General features: G+C 68.8%; 15 protein-coding genes. 6 read left to right on the forward strand and 9 right to left on the reverse strand.

Annotated elements, in window-relative coordinates; genetic code table 11:
• Positions 1–168 precede the first annotated feature (168 nt).
• The 3 genes from ACIA58_RS30565 to ACIA58_RS30575 all read left to right on the forward strand — a co-directional run bounded on the left by ACIA58_RS30565 (position 169) and on the right by ACIA58_RS30575 (position 3,590).
• Positions 169–2,205 (forward strand): glycosyltransferase family 39 protein, encoded by a 2,037-nt coding sequence (locus ACIA58_RS30565; protein ID WP_396407266.1) that lies wholly within the window; start codon positions 169–171, stop codon positions 2,203–2,205.
• Positions 2,206–2,425: 220 nt separating this feature from the next.
• A complete protein-coding gene (locus ACIA58_RS30570; protein ID WP_396407267.1) occupies positions 2,426–3,283 on the forward strand; it encodes a bifunctional methylenetetrahydrofolate dehydrogenase/methenyltetrahydrofolate cyclohydrolase in 858 nt (285 codons plus the stop codon).
• Positions 3,284–3,320: 37 nt separating this feature from the next.
• A complete protein-coding gene (locus ACIA58_RS30575) occupies positions 3,321–3,590 on the forward strand; it encodes a DUF3017 domain-containing protein (protein ID WP_396407830.1) in 270 nt (89 codons plus the stop codon).
• Here ACIA58_RS30575 and ACIA58_RS30580 read toward each other — a convergent pair.
• The gene (locus ACIA58_RS30580; RefSeq protein ID WP_396407268.1) at positions 3,564–4,199 is read right to left on the reverse strand and encodes a TetR/AcrR family transcriptional regulator; all 636 of its coding nucleotides are present in this window, start codon (positions 4,197–4,199) and stop codon (positions 3,564–3,566) included. The two genes, ACIA58_RS30575 and ACIA58_RS30580, sit on opposite strands and share 27 nt — an antisense overlap.
• Positions 4,200–4,265: 66 nt before the next feature.
• On the opposite strand from ACIA58_RS30580, the gene ACIA58_RS30585 reads away from it, so the two are divergent.
• Positions 4,266–4,898, forward strand: a complete 633-nt coding sequence (locus ACIA58_RS30585; protein WP_396407269.1) for a hypothetical protein — start codon at positions 4,266–4,268, stop codon at positions 4,896–4,898.
• A 58-nt stretch (positions 4,899–4,956) separates the two neighbouring features.
• On the opposite strand, the gene purH is transcribed toward ACIA58_RS30585, so the two are convergent.
• The 3 genes from purH to ACIA58_RS30600 are packed head-to-tail and all read right to left on the reverse strand — an operon-like array spanning position 4,957 to position 8,415.
• Positions 4,957–6,516, reverse strand: a complete 1,560-nt coding sequence (gene purH, locus ACIA58_RS30590) for a bifunctional phosphoribosylaminoimidazolecarboxamide formyltransferase/IMP cyclohydrolase (RefSeq protein ID WP_396407270.1) — start codon at positions 6,514–6,516, stop codon at positions 4,957–4,959.
• The gene (gene purN, locus ACIA58_RS30595) at positions 6,513–7,154 is read right to left on the reverse strand and encodes a phosphoribosylglycinamide formyltransferase (RefSeq protein ID WP_396407271.1); all 642 of its coding nucleotides are present in this window, start codon (positions 7,152–7,154) and stop codon (positions 6,513–6,515) included. The genes purH and purN overlap by 4 nt, the downstream gene beginning before the upstream one ends.
• 10 nt (positions 7,155–7,164) lie before the next feature.
• Positions 7,165–8,415: a DUF6350 family protein gene (locus tag ACIA58_RS30600; RefSeq protein ID WP_396407272.1), complete on the reverse strand. Its 1,251-nt coding sequence runs from the start codon at positions 8,413–8,415 to the stop codon at positions 7,165–7,167.
• A gap of 175 nt (positions 8,416–8,590) precedes the next feature.
• Here ACIA58_RS30600 and ACIA58_RS30605 point away from each other — a divergent pair, with 175 nt between their 5' ends.
• A complete protein-coding gene (locus ACIA58_RS30605; protein ID WP_396407273.1) occupies positions 8,591–9,925 on the forward strand; it encodes a hypothetical protein in 1,335 nt (444 codons plus the stop codon).
• Between the two features lie 71 nt (positions 9,926–9,996).
• Here ACIA58_RS30605 and sucD read toward each other — a convergent pair whose 3' ends face one another.
• Together sucD and sucC are read right to left on the reverse strand one after the other, a co-directional pair.
• Positions 9,997–10,887: a succinate--CoA ligase subunit alpha gene (gene sucD, locus ACIA58_RS30610; RefSeq protein WP_396407274.1), complete on the reverse strand. Its 891-nt coding sequence runs from the start codon at positions 10,885–10,887 to the stop codon at positions 9,997–9,999.
• Between the two features lie 14 nt (positions 10,888–10,901).
• A complete protein-coding gene (sucC, locus tag ACIA58_RS30615) occupies positions 10,902–12,092 on the reverse strand; it encodes an ADP-forming succinate--CoA ligase subunit beta (protein ID WP_396407275.1) in 1,191 nt (396 codons plus the stop codon).
• 128 nt (positions 12,093–12,220) lie between these two features.
• On the opposite strand from sucC, the gene ACIA58_RS30620 reads away from it, so the two are divergent.
• The gene (locus ACIA58_RS30620) at positions 12,221–13,870 is read left to right on the forward strand and encodes a glycoside hydrolase family 13 protein (protein ID WP_396407276.1); all 1,650 of its coding nucleotides are present in this window, start codon (positions 12,221–12,223) and stop codon (positions 13,868–13,870) included.
• A gap of 66 nt (positions 13,871–13,936) precedes the next feature.
• Here the strand turns inward: ACIA58_RS30620 and ACIA58_RS30625 are convergent, their stop codons facing one another.
• From ACIA58_RS30625 to ACIA58_RS30635, 3 genes are read right to left on the reverse strand one after another with little or no spacing between them, the layout of a single operon-like run.
• A complete protein-coding gene (locus tag ACIA58_RS30625; RefSeq protein ID WP_396407277.1) occupies positions 13,937–14,077 on the reverse strand; it encodes a hypothetical protein in 141 nt (46 codons plus the stop codon).
• Positions 14,078–14,089: 12 nt separating this feature from the next.
• Complete coding sequence (locus ACIA58_RS30630) at positions 14,090–14,944, reverse strand: carbohydrate ABC transporter permease (RefSeq protein WP_396407278.1); 855 nt, start codon at positions 14,942–14,944, stop codon at positions 14,090–14,092.
• Positions 14,944–16,002, reverse strand: coding sequence for a carbohydrate ABC transporter permease (locus ACIA58_RS30635; RefSeq protein WP_396407279.1), 1,059 nt, complete (start codon positions 16,000–16,002; stop codon positions 14,944–14,946). The genes ACIA58_RS30630 and ACIA58_RS30635 overlap by 1 nt, the downstream gene beginning before the upstream one ends.
• Positions 16,003–16,012: the final 10 nt, after the last annotated feature.

The raw sequence follows: 16,012 nt of genomic DNA on the forward strand, positions 1-16,012 counted from the left end.
GGTGGCGCTCCTCGGTGGTTGATAGTTCAAGAATAAACTATCTGCCCGAACCACGGCAAGAGCGCGGGCATTCCCGGCTCACAGGAACCTCCCAGCCGCCGTCCAGGGACGCCGAAGACCCACTTGCGATCGTCGCCAGTGAACCCAATCCGTGAACTGGAGACGATCATGACGACGCTGCTCGACCGCCCCCGCCTCGAACGCCCCGCCGAACCACCGCCGGGCAGGTTGCGGCGACTTACCCGCGGGCCGGCCTCGCAGGCGGCGTACATCCGGCCGGCCGCGCTCGCGATGCTCGTCGGGACCGCGTTCCTGTACCTGTGGAACCTGACGGCCTCGGGGTACGGGAACAGCTTCTACGCTGCCGCCGAGCTGGCCGGGACGCAGAGTTGGAAGGCCTGGCTGTTCGGGTCGCTCGACGCGGGGAACGCGATCACGGTCGACAAGCCGCCGGGCGCGCTGTGGGTGGCGACGGCGTTTGCGCGGGTGTTCGGGTTCAACAGCTTCACCGTGCTCGCACCGCAGGCGTTGATGGGGATCGCTGCCGTCGGACTGCTGTATCTGACGGTCAAGCGTCTGGCCGGTCCGGCGGCGGGGTTGGTCGCCGGGAGCGCGCTCGCGTTGACGCCGGTCGCCGTACTGATGTTCCGGTTCAACAACCCGGATGCGTTGCTGGTGTTGTTGATGGTCGCGGCGGCGTACTTCGTCGTCCGTTCGCTGGAGAAGGCGTCGACGCGGTGGTTGGCGCTGGCCGGGGTCGCGATCGGGTTCGCGTTCCTGACGAAGATGGGGCAGGCGCTCCTGGTGGTGCCGGCGTTCGGGCTGGTCTATCTGATCGCGGCGCCGACGTCGTTGTGGCGGCGGGTGGTGCACCTGCTGGGCGCGCTGGGTGCGGTCATCGTCAGTGCTGGTTGGTACGTCGCGCTGGTTGAGCTTTGGCCGGCGTCGAGTCGGCCGTATATCGGTGGGTCGACCAACAACTCGCTGCTGGAGCTTGCGCTCGGGTACAACGGGCTCGGGCGGTTGTTCGGTGGTCAGGGCAACGGTGGCGGTGGCGGTGGCGGCGGCGGTGGCGGTGGCGGGAACACAGGGTTCGGCGGGCGTACGGGTCTTACCCGGATGTTCGGCTCTGCCTTCGGGACCGAGATCTCGTGGTTGTTGCCTGCGGCATTGATCGCGTTGGTCGGTGGATTGTGGCTGACGCGGCGTGCGCCACGGACGGATCTGACGCGGGTCGGGTTCGTGCTGTGGGGCGGGTGGCTGCTGGTAACGACCGCGGTGTTCAGCTTCATGAGCGGGACGGTGCATCCGTACTATGCGGTCGCGTTGGCGCCGGCGATCGCCGGGCTGGTCGCGATGGGTGTTCGGCTCGCGTGGCAGCGACGGTCCTCGGTCGCGGCGCGGGTCACGTTGGCCGCGATGGTGCTGGCGACGGGCGGCTGGGACTACGTGCTGCTCGGCCGTACGGCGGACTTCGTGCCGTGGGCGAAGTACGTCGTCCTGGTCGCCGGTGTGGTTGGCGCCGCGCTGACGCTTGTCGGGCGGCGCGCTCGCCGGGCGTTGCCTGCTGTGGTGCTGGCGCTGGTGGTGTCGCTGGGGCTCGGGAGTACGGCGTACGCGGTGTCGACGGCGTCGCACACACACAACGGCTCGATCCCGACCTCGGGGCCTGGCACCAGCGCGATCGGCGGAGGCGGAATGGGCGGGTCCGGCGGGCCTGGCGGCTCGGGCGGCGGCCCCGGCGGAGCCCCGCCAAACCGCTCAGGCACGTCCGGCACCTCGGGCACGTCCGGCACCTCCGGCAGCACCGGGACCTCTGGCTCCTCCACGTCCTCCAGCGCCGGCGGAGTCGGCGCGCAAGGTGGGCTGGGTGGTGAGGCAAGCAGCGAACTGACTGCTCTGCTGTCGAAGACGACTACTACGTGGGCGGCGGCGGTGAGTGGGTCCCAGTCGGCGGCGTCGATCGAGCTGGCGACCGGGAAGTCCGTCATCGCCATCGGTGGCTTCAGCGGCACCGACGACGCGCCGACCCTGGCGCAGTTCAAGGACTGGGTGGCCGAGGGGAAGATCGCCTACTACATCTCCGGCGGCCAGGGCGGTGGTGGCGGCAACTCCTCCGCGGCCTCCGAGATCCAGTCCTGGGTCACCTCCAACTACACAGCCACGACGGTCGGGAGCACCACGGTGTACAAGCTCACGACCTGAGGATCCCCAGGCCATCACAATCGCCCGCAGCGGACGAGCCACCGCCTGGCACCGCGGTCCTGCACCAATTGTGATGGCCTGGCGATCCGCACCTCCACCACTCACCAACCCCACTGAACCTTCGACGTCGGCCGCGTTCACGCTCAGCGCCGGCCGCCGGACCGCGGTTGGTGAGTGGTGGAGGTCCGGTGCCCAGAGGCGCATGGCAGACTCTGCTGGCGTGACGGCTCAGATTCTGGACGGCAAGGCGACGGCGGCGGCGATCAAGGACGAGTTGAAGGTCCGGGTGGCGAAGCTGGCCGAGCAGGGTGTGGTGCCCGGGCTCGGCACGATTCTGGTCGGTGACGACCCGGGCAGCCGGGCGTACGTGGCCGGCAAGCACCGCGACTGCGCGGCGGTCGGGATCTCCTCGATCCAGGTCGAGCTGCCCGAGACCACGACCCAGGACGAGATCGCCGCGAAGGTCCGTGAGCTCAACGAGAACCCGGACTGCACCGGCTTCATCGTCCAGCTCCCGCTCCCGAAGCACGTCGACACCAACGCGATCCTCGAGCTGATCGACCCCCTGAAGGACGCCGACGGCCTGCACCCGATGAGCCTCGGCAAGCTCGTCCTCGGCCAGGACGGCCCGCTCCCGTGCACTCCGAAGGGCTGCGTCGAGATCCTGCGCCGGTACGACGTACCGATCGCCGGCGCCCACGTGGTCGTCGTCGGCCGTGGCGTGACCGCGGGCCGGCCGATGGGCTTGCTGTTCACCCGGAAGTCCGAGAACGCGACCGTGACCCAGTGCCACACCGGCACGAAGGACCTCGCCGCCGTGGTTGGCACCGGCGACATCGTGATCGCAGCCGCCGGCTCGGCCGGCCTGATCACCGCCGACATGGTCAAGCCCGGCGCCGTACTGCTCGACGTCGGCACCAGCCGCAGCGCAGAGGGCAAGATCCTCGGCGACATCGACCCGGCCGCCCGTGAGCAGGCCGCCTGGATCGCGCCGATGCCTGGCGGTATCGGCCCGATGACGCGCGCCATGCTCCTCACCAACGTCGTCGAAGCCGCCGAAGCGAGCCTCGCCCAGTGACCACGGCACCTGTTCTGAAGGTGAGAGTGACGTGCTGATGGCAGGAGAGGCCCAGCGCCGCAGCCAATGGCCACTCGCGTTGTCACTCCTGGTCGCCCTCACCGGCCTGGTCGTGCTCTGGTTCTACGACTGGCGCAACGGCGTACTCATCTTCGCCGGCAGCGTAGGCCTCGCCGGCCTCCTCCGCGCGGCCCTCACCGACACGGCCGCCGGCCTGCTGCACGTCCGCGGCCGCATGTTCGACACCATGTTCCTGTTCCTGACCGCTGCCGCGATCGCCCTACTCGGCCTGATCATCCCCAACTGACACGCCGAACAGCTGTTCCAGGACAGCGACTGTCATCCAGTCGGCGACCTCTTGCGGCGTCCACGCGAGATCCCGGGTGAACTGGCTGTAGAGCTGTGGCCCGATCACAACCAGCAGGATGTCGCGCGCCCGGGTGCTGGACAGGCCGTCGCGAAGTGGGTGTTTGGCGGTGAGGAACGCGATCGCACGCTCGTACCCAGCCCGCCGCAGGCCGTCGTTGTACTCGTAGCTCTTCCGCGCGTTCTCATCGCCGAGCACGGCCCACACCAACGGGGCCGCGCGCTCGAACACGGTGATCGTCCCCGCCACGAAGAGCCGGACAGCCGTCCCGATGTCCGGCGCCTCCTCCGCGGCGCGCCACCACTCGGACAGGTGCGGCGGCACCCGGTCCGCCCCCTCGACGGCATGCTCGTACGCCGCCTGCAGCAACTCGCCCTTGGTACGGAACGTGAAGTACAGCGTCTGTACGGCGACCCCGGCATCGCGGGCGATCGCGTCCATCGGCGTCGCGGCGTACCCCTCCTCGGTGAACCGCCGGTACGCCGCCGCCACCATCCGCTGACGCGTCTCCTGCGCGCGTTCCCGCCGCGACTGCTTGACATCTCCCACGGGCGAACACTCTACTGGATGCATCACTAGTGAGTCTTCTAGTGAAATCACCAGCGAGGGGGACTCATGGCAATCGACTCGATCGATCACGCAGTCGGGCTCAGCAGCCGGAGGTACGGCGGAGTCGCGGCCATCGCCGGCGCGCTCCTGGCGATCGTGGGGAACACGACGCTGCTCTTCATCAACCCGGTGGTCAGCGAGGACTACCTCAGCTATCCGGTCACGCTGGCCCAGTTCCGCTGGGGGCAGCTCTTCTTCGCCCTCACCCAGGCGCTGATGGCGGTCGGCATCTACGCACTGGTCCGCTCCGACGCGGCACGGCGTACCCGGTCGACGAAGGTCTTCGCCGCGCTGGCAGTCATCGGCTTCGCGATCACCGTGCCAGGCGAACTGGTGCTGATCCTGGTAGCCGACAAGCCATTCGACTCCACCGCGGTCAACGCAGCGAGCACCCTCTTCGGCATCGGGTTGCTGATCGCGGACGTGGGCCTCATCGGGTACGGCGTCGCCGCCCTCCGCGCCCGTCGCTGGCCCCGAGGTTGGGCCGCGCTGCCGCTGGTCCTGGGAGCCTTCCAACTGCTGGTCGTCACGCCGCTCGCCATCGGAGTCAGCTTCACCAGCATGCTCACCTACACCGCGATCGCGCTGGCCGACCTGCTGGTGGCCGCGATCGGCGTACGACTCCTCAGCACGGAATGACAAGCGCTCGCGGCCCCGAGCTGGGCGAGCTCGACACGATCGCGGTCGACCTCAGGACCTAGTGGAAGAAGTGGCGGGTTCCGGTGAAGTACATGGTGATGCCGGCCTTGGTGGCGGCTTCGATGGCGGCTTCGTCTCGGATGGAGCCGCCGGGCTGGACGACCGCCTTGACGCCGCCCTCGATGAGGACCTCGAGCCCGTCCGGGAACGGGAAGAAGGCGTCGGAAGCAGCGACCGATCCGGTAGCGCGTTCGCCGGCCCGCGACACCGCCAAGCGGCAAGAGTCCACCCGGTTGACCTGACCCATGCCAACGCCGACCGAAGCTCCGTCAGCGGCCAGCAGGATCGCGTTGGACTTGACCGCGCGGCACGCCTTCCAGGCAAAGGCCAGATCGGCGAGCACCTCCGGCGAGGCGGCGGACCCGGCAGCCAGCGTCCAGTTGGCAGGATCGTCACCAGCTGCCTGGAAGCGGTCTCGGTGCTGCAGCAGCAACCCACCGCTGATCGCACGCATCTCGACGGTTTCGTCCGCAGCCACAGCCGGCGCCACCAGCAGACGGATGTTCTTCTTACCCTGCAGGATCTCGACCGCGCCGTCCTCGAACGCAGGCGCCACCAGCACCTCGGTGAAGATCTCCGCGACCTGCTTGGCCATCTCGACCGACACCGGCGCGTTCGTCGCGATCACACCGCCGTACGCCGACACCGGGTCGCACTCGTGCGCTCGCCGGTGTGCCTCGGCGATGTCCTTGCCCACGGCAATCCCGCACGGGTTCGCGTGCTTGATGATCGCGACCGCGGGCTCACTGAAGTCATAAGCGGTACGCCGGGCCGCATCAGCATCGACGTAGTTGTTGTACGACATCTCCTTGCCGTGCAGCTGCTCCGCGCCGGCCAGCCCACCCCGGCCGTTCAGGTACAGGGCTGCCGGCTGGTGCGGGTTCTCGCCATAACGCAGTACGGCGGACTTCTCCCACGAGGCGCCCACCCACGCCGGGAAGCCTGACCCCTCGCTGGTGTCCGTGAGCACGTTGCCCATCCACGACGCGACCGCGATGTCGTACTCCGCCGTGTGCACGAAGGCGGCAGCCGCCAACCGGGCACGGTCCTCGAGCGTGAACCCGCCCTCGTCCAGCGACGCATAAACCGAGGCGTACTGCGCAGCCGACGTCACCACTGCCACGTTCGCGTGGTTCTTCGCCGCGCCGCGCACCATCGACGGACCGCCGATGTCGATCTGCTCGATGCACTCGTCGACCGACGCGCCGGACGCGACCGTCTCGGTGAACGGGTACAGGTTGCTCACCAGCAGGTCGAACGGCTCGACCCGCATCTCGCGCAGCTGCTCGACGTGCTCCTCCCGACGTACGTCGGCCAGCAGACCGGCGTGCACCATCGGGTGCAGCGTCTTGACCCGCCCGTCCAGGCACTCCGGGAACCCGGTCAGCTCCTCGACCTTCGTCACCGGTACGCCGGCTGCCGCGATCCGCGCCGCGGTCGAACCGGTGGACACGATCTGCACACCGGCCTTGGACAGCGCCGTCGCGAGCTCCTCCAGACCGGTCTTGTCGTAGACGCTGATCAGCGCCCGGCGGATCGGCCTGCGGTCGGTGCTCACTTCAGTCGAACCTTTCGTCCGGTGATGGTCCAGCCGTCGCGGACGAGGCGGCCGACCCACTCCACCAGCTGGCGGCGTTCGACCTCCTTGATCCGCTCGGTCAGGTCTTCTTCGCTGTCGTCATCGAGAACAGGTACGACGACCTGCGCGATGATCGGCCCGGTGTCGACGCCGCCGTCCACGAAGAACAGCGTCGCCCCGGCGACCTTCACGCCGTACTCCAGTGCGTCCCGCGGACCGTGGATCCCGGGGAACGCCGGCAGCAGCGCGTTGTGGGTGTTGATGTACCGGTCGCCGAACGACTCGAGGAAGTCGTCGCCGACGAGTTTGAGGAAGCCGGCCGACACGACCAGGTCCGGCTTGTACTCCGCGACCGACGAGGTCAGCGCCCGGTCCCAGTCGGCCCGCTCGGCGTACGCCTTCACCTTGTGCACGAACGTCGGCACGCCGGCGGCCGCGGCCCGGTCCAGCCCGGCGATCCCCTCGCGGTCCGCGCCGACGGCAACGACCTCGGCGCCGTACGCCGGGTCGGCGCAGGCGTCGAGCAGGGCCTGCAGGTTCGATCCCGATCCCGAGACGAGCACGACGAGGCGTGCCCGCGCATGATCAAGCACGCCGGGATCAGAAGCAGAAGTCACGGCGGGAAGCCTATCGCTCGGCGTCGGCCTCGCTGTCAGCCGGTCGGCGGGAGGCGGCCACGGCGGCCGTGATCGCGGCCCCGATCGCCATCCCCGCGGCCAGTACGCCGGCCGCCGGCAGCGCTCCCGGAACCCCGACCGCCGACATCCGCCCCGGCCCGGCCGATCCGCCCGACATCGCCAGCAGCGCGAACACGATGATCCCGGCGAGCAGCGCCGCCATCGCGCCGCGCAGCGCGAACGCGTCCCAGCCGAGCCCGTTCTCGTCCCGCTCGCCGAGCCCTCGCCGTACGACGACCAGCCCCGCGACCGCACCGGCCACCAGTGGCACCAGGGCCGTCAGCACCAGCAGGTACGACGGAGTCGCGCCGTCGGCAGGCACCGCGGCCAGCAGCGGAAACGCCGGCAGGTTCCCGACGTCCACGCCGGTCGGTGCGATCGTGGTCCCGGTCCCGAGCTGGAACCCGGGTCCGGCCAGGAACGCGACGGCGTACAGCACCATGTTCGGCACCAGCATCAGGCAGATCGCGAACAGCACGATGGAGCCGATCACACCGGCGTCGAGGAGCTCCAACATCCCGGTGATCCGGGAGAAATGGACCGCGAGCAGTACGGCGTACAGCAGCGCGGCGATCGCGATCACGGTCAGTACTGCGGCCCAAGCGGCCGGAACCACGTCGCGCAGACCGGCCGGGGTCGCATCGGCGAGATCCTCCGCCGCACCGGACTCGACCAGAATCCCGGCGGCCCCGGCGACCAACGCCAGCGAGAAAGTGCCGAGGAACGCGGACAGCGGTGACACCTTGAGCGCACCGTCCGCCGTGAGCAACGCCACGACCAGCCCGCCCAGGCCGTAGACGAGCGCGAACGCTCCGGTCAGCGAGATCAGGTCCTTGGTCCGGTCGGCCGCGCTGGAGCGGGCCGCGGACTTGCCGCCGCGGTACAGGCACCAGGCGAAGAACAGGGTCAGACCGAGCGGCGCGATGCTGATCCGGCCCGTGCCGATCGTCACACCGGCCTTGTGCGCGACCAGCCAGGCCGATGCCCCGGCCCGCACCGCTCCCGAGGCGCCGCCGAAGGTCGCGCCAAGCCAGCCGATCACCGCGACCGCGGCACAGGTGAGCAGACCCGTGAGCAGGCAGGCTCCGGCGGAGATCACTGCCGACACGACCAAAGGCTTGGTCTGGGCGGCGACCTCCGACGTGGGCGTAGCGCTCGATTCGCCGTCCCGGGCGCCCGGGCGACTCAGCATGTCGGTCATCTGACTCCCATCGTCTCCCCGGGCACGGACGGCACTCGTCCTGACACGCCGGATGTGGGAGACTTCAGCCCGCTTGCTCACGCTGAGTCCCGACCTGCTCGCCTGGTGGTAGCGGAGTGGGAGCAGCGTTGGTCCACCCGGTACTGTCGGGTGGAATCAGTCAGGAGGTCGAGCTTTGGCCGGTTCCCACCGTGCATCACGCGGCGGCGGTCGCGCCGCTGCCCGGGAAGCGCGTCGCCAGAAGGCGCGCAAAAGGAACCAGACGATCGCCGCCGGCGTCGCGGTCGTGGTGCTGGTCGGCGGCGGCGGTATCGCCGCGCTGAACGCCTTCGGCGGCGACAAGGCGCCCGACCCCAAGGCCGGTGCCAGCGCGTCCGACGACAAGCCCTCCAACTCGAACGTGCTGACTGATGACAAGGCACTGCTGGACGCCGTCGGCGCGAAGTCGCTCGGCGCCACCGGCGCCTGGGCGATCGCCAAGACCATGGACGGCGACTCGGCGCCGGAGACCGCGTTCGTCTGCCAGGCGCAGCGGTTCGCCGACCCGGCCGGACTACGGACCTGGGTCCGCACCTTCCAGAACGTGACGACCAAGGAAACCGCCGTCCAGTACGTCGAGGTGTCGAACGACAAGAACGCCGCGACCAACACGTACAACGCCGTCGTCCACTGGCTGAGTCAGTGCACCTCCCCGCAGACGCGGTTGTCGTCGGGCTATGTGACGACCGGCGTCGGCGAGCGCGGTGTGATCGCCGTGTTCGGCCAGGTGCCCGGGTCCAAGACGAAGTACAAGACCGTCGCGGTCACGCTGGCCGGCCAGGCCACGATCGTGGTCGAGCACGACAGCGTCGCCGCCGCGCCGCCGAAGCCGGACGTCGTGCTGGCCACCGCGAACACCGCGGCGAAGAAGATCTGCGCGCAGTCCGGCGGCTGCGGCACCGGCGCCCCGGTCGCGAAGCCGGCCCTGCTGCCGAACGTCGACGCACCCGGTTTCATGGCCTCGGTCGACCTGCCGCTGCTGACCGAGATCAACAAGCCGTGGGTCAGCGCTCCGGCGGCCAAGGGCAACAGCAGCGGCGGCTGCGAGAAGATCGACTTCAAGAAGGCCAAGGCGACGAAGTTCGGCACCGTCACGTACGTGACGCCGGAGGCGAAGGTGCCGACCGAGTTCGGTCTGGACGACACCGTCGCCAAGTTCGCCACCACGACCGCGGCGGCGAACTTCGTCACCCAGATCCGCAAGAACGTCGACGCCTGCGAGAAGAACGTCTCGAACGCCAAGGTCGAGTCGACCGGCACCCTGCAGACCAGCACGATCAAGGGCAAGAGCTGGAAGGCGACGTACGACTCCGGTGACGGGAAGAAGTTCATCTACCGGATCGGTATCGCCGGCTCCGGGGACCGGGCCGTCTACGTGCTGTTCCCGGTGCTGAAGGACCTCGACATCAGCGACTCGACGTTCAACGAGACCGTCGCCCGCGCCGTCGACCGCTCGGCCGCCTACAAATAGCGGCACCTGCACAAAGAAACGGGACCTGCTCCCGAAGGAACAGGTCCCGTCTCGGCAGGACGAACGCAGTACTACTTGCTCAGCCCCTGCATGATCTCGCGCATCAGGTTGGCGGTCTCGGTCGGCGTCTTGCCCACCTTCACACCGACGGCCTCGAGGGCCTCCTTCTTGGCGGCCGCCGTACCGGACGAGCCGGACACGATGGCGCCGGCGTGGCCCATCGTCTTGCCCTCCGGCGCGGTGAAGCCGGCCACGTAACCGACGACCGGCTTGGTCACGTTCTCCTTGATGAACGCGGCCGCCCGCTCCTCGGCGTCGCCACCGATCTCACCGATCATCACGATCGCGTCGGTGTCCGGGTCGTCCTGGAACGCCTGCAACGCATCGATGTGCGTGGTCCCGATGATCGGGTCGCCGCCGATCCCGATCGCCGACGAGAACCCGAAGTCGCGCAGCTCGTACATCATCTGGTAGGTCAGCGTGCCCGACTTCGACACCAGACCGATCCGGCCCTGGCCGGCGATGTCGGCCGGGATGATGCCGGCGTTCGCCTCACCCGGGGTGATGATGCCGGGGCAGTTCGGGCCGATGATCCGGGTCTTGCCGGTCGCCTGCGCGGCGGCGAAGAACGCGGCGGTGTCGTGCACCGGCACGCCCTCGGTGATCACCACGACCAGCGGCACCTCGGCCTCGACGGCCTCCAGTACGGCGTCCTTGGTGAACTTCGGCGGGACGAAGATGACCGACACGTTCGCGCCGGTCTCCTTGACCGCGTCCCCGACAGTGCCGAACACCGCGACCGACTTACCGTCGAAGTCCTGGCTCTGCCCGGCCTTGCGCGGGTTCACGCCGCCGACGATGTTGGTGCCCGAGGCGAGCATCCGGGTGGTGTGCTTGGTGCCCTCGGAGCCGGTCATGCCCTGGACGATGACCTTGCTGTCCTTGGTCAGGAAGATAGACATTGTTCGGCGATCCCTTACTTCGCAGCCAGCTCGGCGGCGCGCTTGGCGGCGCCGTCCATCGTGTCGACCCGCTCCAGACCGGCGAGGCCCGCCTCGTCGAGGATCCGGCGGCCCTCCTCGGCGTTGTTGCCGTCCAGCCGGACGACCAGCGGCTTGGTGACGGCCTCGCCGCGGCTGGCGAGCAGCTCGAACGCCTGCACGATGCCGTTGGCGACCGCGTCACAGGCGGTGATGCCGCCGAAGACGTTGACGAACACGCTCTCCACCTGCGGGTCGGAGATGATGATCTCCAGACCGTTGGCCATCACCTCGGCGGAGGCTCCGCCTCCAATGTCGAGGAAGTTGGCCGGCTTCTGGCCACCACTGTATTTGTCGGTGGGATAGGCCTCACCGGCGTACGCGACGACGTCCAGCGTGGACATGACCAGGCCGGCGCCGTTGCCGATGATGCCGACGGAGCCGTCCAGCTTCACGTAGTTCAGGCCCTTGGCCTTGGCCGCCGCCTCCAGCGGGTCGGCCGCGGAGACGTCCTCGAACTCGGCGTGGTCCGGGTGCCGGAAGTCCGCGTTCTCGTCCAGGGTGACCTTGCCGTCGAGCGCTTCGACGTTCCCGTCCTCGAGCTTGACCAGCGGGTTCACCTCGACCAGCGAGGCGTCCTCGGCGATGAAGACGTCGTACAGCTTGACGATCTCGGGTACGACGGCGTCGATCACGTCGGCCGGGTACTTCGCGGCCTCGGCGATCTCGCGGGCCTTCGCCTCGTCGACGCCGGTGGCCGGGTCGATCGAGATCTGCGCGACCGCGTCCGGGTTGGTGTGCGCGACCTCTTCGATCTCCATACCGCCGGCGGCGGAGGCGATGCAGAGGTAGTTGCGGTTGGCCCGGTCGACCAGGAACGAGAAGTAGTACTCCTCGGCGATCGCCGCGGCCGGGACGATGTTCAGGATCTTGACGACGTGACCCTTGATGTCCAGCCCGAGGATCTCGCGGGCCTTCTCCTCGGCCTCGTCCGGGCTCGAGGCCAGCTTGACGCCGCCGGCCTTGCCGCGCCCACCGGTCTTGACCTGGGCCTTCACGACCACCCGGCCGCCGATCTTCTCGGCTGCCGCGCGGGCTTCCTCCGGAGTCGTGACAACCGCACCCACGGTCGTCCGCACTCCGTGCTTGGCGAAGACCGTCTTCGCCTGGAATTCCATCAGATCCACGAGTGTGGTCCCTCTCTCGCCTGTACGGGCTCCTGACACTAGCCACCCTCGGAGTCGGGGCGACAGCCGGGGTCGCCGCTGAGACGACTGTCACAGCATCCCCCGCGCCTCATGTCAGGCTAGGTCACATGACCGATCCTGCACCCGACTCCGGGACCAGACCAGCTGACGACTGGTGGCGTAGCGCCGTCGTCTACCAGGTGTACCCGCGCTCGTTCGCCGACGCGGACGGCGACGGGACCGGCGACGTGAACGGCATCCGCGCCCAGCTGCCGTACCTCGCCGACCTGGGGGTCGACGCCATCTGGATCAGCCCCTGGTACCCGTCCCCGCTGCTCGACGGCGGGTACGACGTGGCCGACTACCGCGACATCAACCCGGAGTTCGGCACCCTCGCCGACGCCGACGCGCTGATCGCCGAGGCGCACGCGCTCGGGCTGCGGATCCTGATCGACCTGGTGCCGAACCACTGCTCCTGGGAGCACCCCTGGTTCCAGGCCGCGCTCAAGGCCGGCAAAGGCTCGCCGGAGCGCGACCTGTTCTGGTTCCGCGACACCAAGGACGGCGGCCCGCCGACCAACTGGCCGGCCGCGTTCGGCGGCGGCGCCTGGCAGCAGATCGAGGACGGGCAGTGGTACCTGCACCTGTTCGACATCTCCCAGCCGGACTGGAACTGGGACCACCCGAAGGTGATCGAGGAGTTCGACGCGATCCTGCGGTTCTGGTTCGACCGCGGCGTCGACGGATTCCGGATCGACGTGGCCGACTCGATGGCCAAGGACCCGGCCCTCCCCGACGTACCGCTGCACAACGGCGAGCCGACGCGGGAGAAGTACGTCGGGAACCCGTTCTACGACCAGCCCGGCGTGCACACCATCCACCAGCGCTGGCGGTCCATCGCCGACGAGTACGCCGATACGCCGCAGGGGCCCCGCGTCTTCGTGGCGGAGGCGTGGCTCTCCCCGGCGGAGCGGCTGGCGCAGTACGTGCGGCCGAACGAGTTGCACTCCGCCTTCAACTTCGACGCCCTGCGCGCCGCGTGGGACGCGAAGGAGTTGCGTGAGGTGATCGACCACACCACGGAGAACCTATGGGCGGTCGGGGCGCCGGCGACGTGGGTCCTGAGCAACCACGACACGATCCGGCACCGCACGCGGTTCGGCCGGGACAAGCGGGACGCCCTGGCGGGTGCCGGCGTCGTACCGACCGATCTGCGGCTCGGACTGCGCCGGGCGCGCGCGGCCGCGCTGCTGGAGCTGGCGCTTCCTGGCGGCGCGTACATCTACCAGGGCGACGAGCTCGGGCTGCCCGAGGTCGAGGACCTGCCCGAAGACGTGCTCGACGACCCCACCTGGGAGCGTTCCGGCCACACGGTCCGCGGCCGCGACGGGTGCCGTGTCCCGATCCCGTGGTCCGGTTCGGAGCCGCCGTACGGCTTCGGTCCCGGCACCGGCCAGCCCTGGCTCCCGCAGCCCGCGGACTGGTCCGGTCTGACCGCCGATTCGGAGGCCAGGGACCCCGGCAGCCACCTGAGTCTGTACAAGGCGGCGCTGCGGATCCGCCGCGACCACCCTGCCCTCGGCGAAGGCCGCCTGGTCTGGGACGCCGACGCCCCGGCCGGTGTGCTGTCCTTCACTCGCGACCCGGGCTTCCGCTGCGTGGTGAACATCAGCGACACCGCGGTCACCCTGCCGCCGCACCAGCGGGTCCTGCTCGCCAGTGAGCCGCTGGCGGACGGCGTACTCCCCGTGGACACCACCGTCTGGCTCGAGGTCTGATTCAACGAGAAACGGCCGGAGCACAAGGCTCCGGCCGTTTCTCGTTGCTTGCTGGCTAGCGGTATCTCAGGCGATCCTCGCGGTCGCGACGATCGCGGTCCTCCCGGTCCCGCCGGTCCCGGTCCTCCCGATCGCGGCGGTCGCGATCGTCGCGGTCCCGCCGGTCCCGGTCGTCGCGGTCCCGGCGGTCCCGGTCGGCCTGGTCACGACGGAACGGGCTCACTTCACGCCACCTGCCGTGAGGCCGGCGACGATACGGCGCTGGAACAGCAGTACGGCGATCACGAGCGGGATGGTGACCACCACACCGGCGGCCATCTGGCTGCCGAACGGCTGGTCCCGGCCGGTCGTACCGGTGAACTGCGAGACGATCACGTTCGCCGTCTGGATCGACTTCTTGTTGGTCATGCTCAGCGCGATCAGGAACTCGTTCCAGGCCGCGATGAACGTGATGATCGCGGTGGTGAACACACCGGGCGCCGCCAGCGGGATGATGATCTTGCGGAACGCCTGGGCCGGCGTACAGCCGTCGACCATCGCCGCCTGCTCGAGCTCCTGGGGCATCTGCCGGAAGAACGAGGTCAGGTTCCACACCGCCAGCGGCAGTGCGAACGACAGGCTCGGCACGATCATCGCCTGGTAGGTGTTGATCCACTTGATGTCGACGAACAGCTTCAGCAGCGGCACCACCAGCGAGATGCCCGGGAACATCGACGTGGTGATGATGATCGCCAGCACGATGTTCTTGCCGCGGAAGTCCAGCCGGGCCAGTGTGTAGGCCGCCACCATGCCGATGATCAGCGTCAGGATCGTCACCGACCCGGCCACGATCAGGCTGTTCAGCAGACCCCGGCCGAAGCCGTTGGAGCCGCTGAACACGTCCTTGAAGTTCTGGATCGAGAACGGCGCCGGGATGAGCTTGTTCGAGAACTGGTCGGACGGCTTACGGAACGCCGAGACGACCATCCAGTAGAACGGCGCCAGGCAGTAGATCACGATGATCGCGACGCCGATGAGCGGCGCCCACCGGCGCAGCGGACCGGCCTCGGCCGGCTGGGGAGCTACGGCAGCCATTACTGTCCACCTCCACCCGAAGAAGCGACGGCGCCGACCGCGGTGTTCGGCGCGGCCTGGACCGCGTTCTTCTTCCGCCAGCGCTTGCCGTTGCCACCGCCAGGCTTCTTGGCTCTGGCCTCACCGATCACATCTGCTCCGAGAATCTTCACGAACAGGTACGCGACCACGGCGACGTAGACGAACAGCACTGTCGCGTAGGCGGCCGCCGGCCCGTATCTGGTGTTGAACGCTTCGTCGTACGCCAGCATCGACAGCGTCTCGACCGAGTCCTTGTGCGCACCGACCAGGACGAACGGCAGGTCGAAGATCCGCAGTGTGTCGAGGATCCGGAACAGCACTGCGACCAGCAGCGCCGGCTTCACCAGCGGCAGCGTGATCCGGGTGAAGGTCTTCCACGCGGTCGCCCCGTCCACCTTCGCGGCCTCGTAGACCTCGGCCGGGATGGTCTGCAGCCCGGCCAGGACCAGGAGGCCGATGAACGGTGCGGTCTTCCAGGTGTCGGCGATGACGACGGACAGCTTCGACTGCCAGCCTTCGGTCGACCACAGGATCTGGGTACCGATCAGGGTGTTGGCGATGCCGTCGGCCTGGAAGATCCACTTCCACAGCAGCGCCGAGATGACGGTCGGGATCGCCCACGGCACCAGGATGCTGGCCCGGACGATGCCGCGGCCCTTGAAGGCCTTGTGCATGATCAGCGCCATCGCGACGCCGAGAACGGTCTCCAGGACGATGCAGACCACGGTGAAGAACGTCGTGTTGTAGAACGCGTTCCAGAACCGGTGTCCGGTGTCGCCCTTGAAGATGGCGGTGTAGTTGTCGAGCCCGACGAAGGTAGAGCCCTTGACGATGAACCCGTTCGCGTCGAGGTGCTGGCCGCTCGTGAACAGCGATTCCCGCAGCGCCGACATGATCGGGAACAAGACGACGACGCCGAGTACGAGCAGCGTCGGCGAGAGCAGGATCGCGGCCAGCCGGCCGGTGCCCTCGTTGAACCGTTGCTGCTTCTTCGGCTCCTTGGCCGGCCGTTCGAGGACCGGCGTGGTTGCAGTCACCTGCGCCTCC

The sequence above is a fragment of the Kribbella sp. NPDC051586 genome (genome assembly GCF_044453965.1).
GTDB lineage: Bacteria > Actinomycetota > Actinomycetes > Propionibacteriales > Kribbellaceae > Kribbella.

Bases quoted from the DNA above. Each gene is read 5' to 3' on its own strand.
- ACIA58_RS30585 (WP_396407269.1), top strand. From the start codon at position 4,266: ATGGCAATCGACTCGATCGATCACGCAGTCGGGCTCAGCAGCCGGAGG.
- ACIA58_RS30575 (WP_396407830.1), top strand. From the start codon at position 3,321: ATGGCAGGAGAGGCCCAGCGCCGCAGCCAATGGCCACTCGCGTTGTCA.
- ACIA58_RS30620 (WP_396407276.1), top strand. From the start codon at position 12,221: ATGACCGATCCTGCACCCGACTCCGGGACCAGACCAGCTGACGACTGG.
- ACIA58_RS30565 (WP_396407266.1), top strand. From the start codon at position 169: ATGACGACGCTGCTCGACCGCCCCCGCCTCGAACGCCCCGCCGAACCA.
- sucD (WP_396407274.1), bottom strand. From the start codon at position 10,887: ATGTCTATCTTCCTGACCAAGGACAGCAAGGTCATCGTCCAGGGCATG.
- ACIA58_RS30630 (WP_396407278.1), bottom strand. From the start codon at position 14,944: ATGGCTGCCGTAGCTCCCCAGCCGGCCGAGGCCGGTCCGCTGCGCCGG.
- ACIA58_RS30600 (WP_396407272.1), bottom strand. From the start codon at position 8,415: ATGACCGACATGCTGAGTCGCCCGGGCGCCCGGGACGGCGAATCGAGC.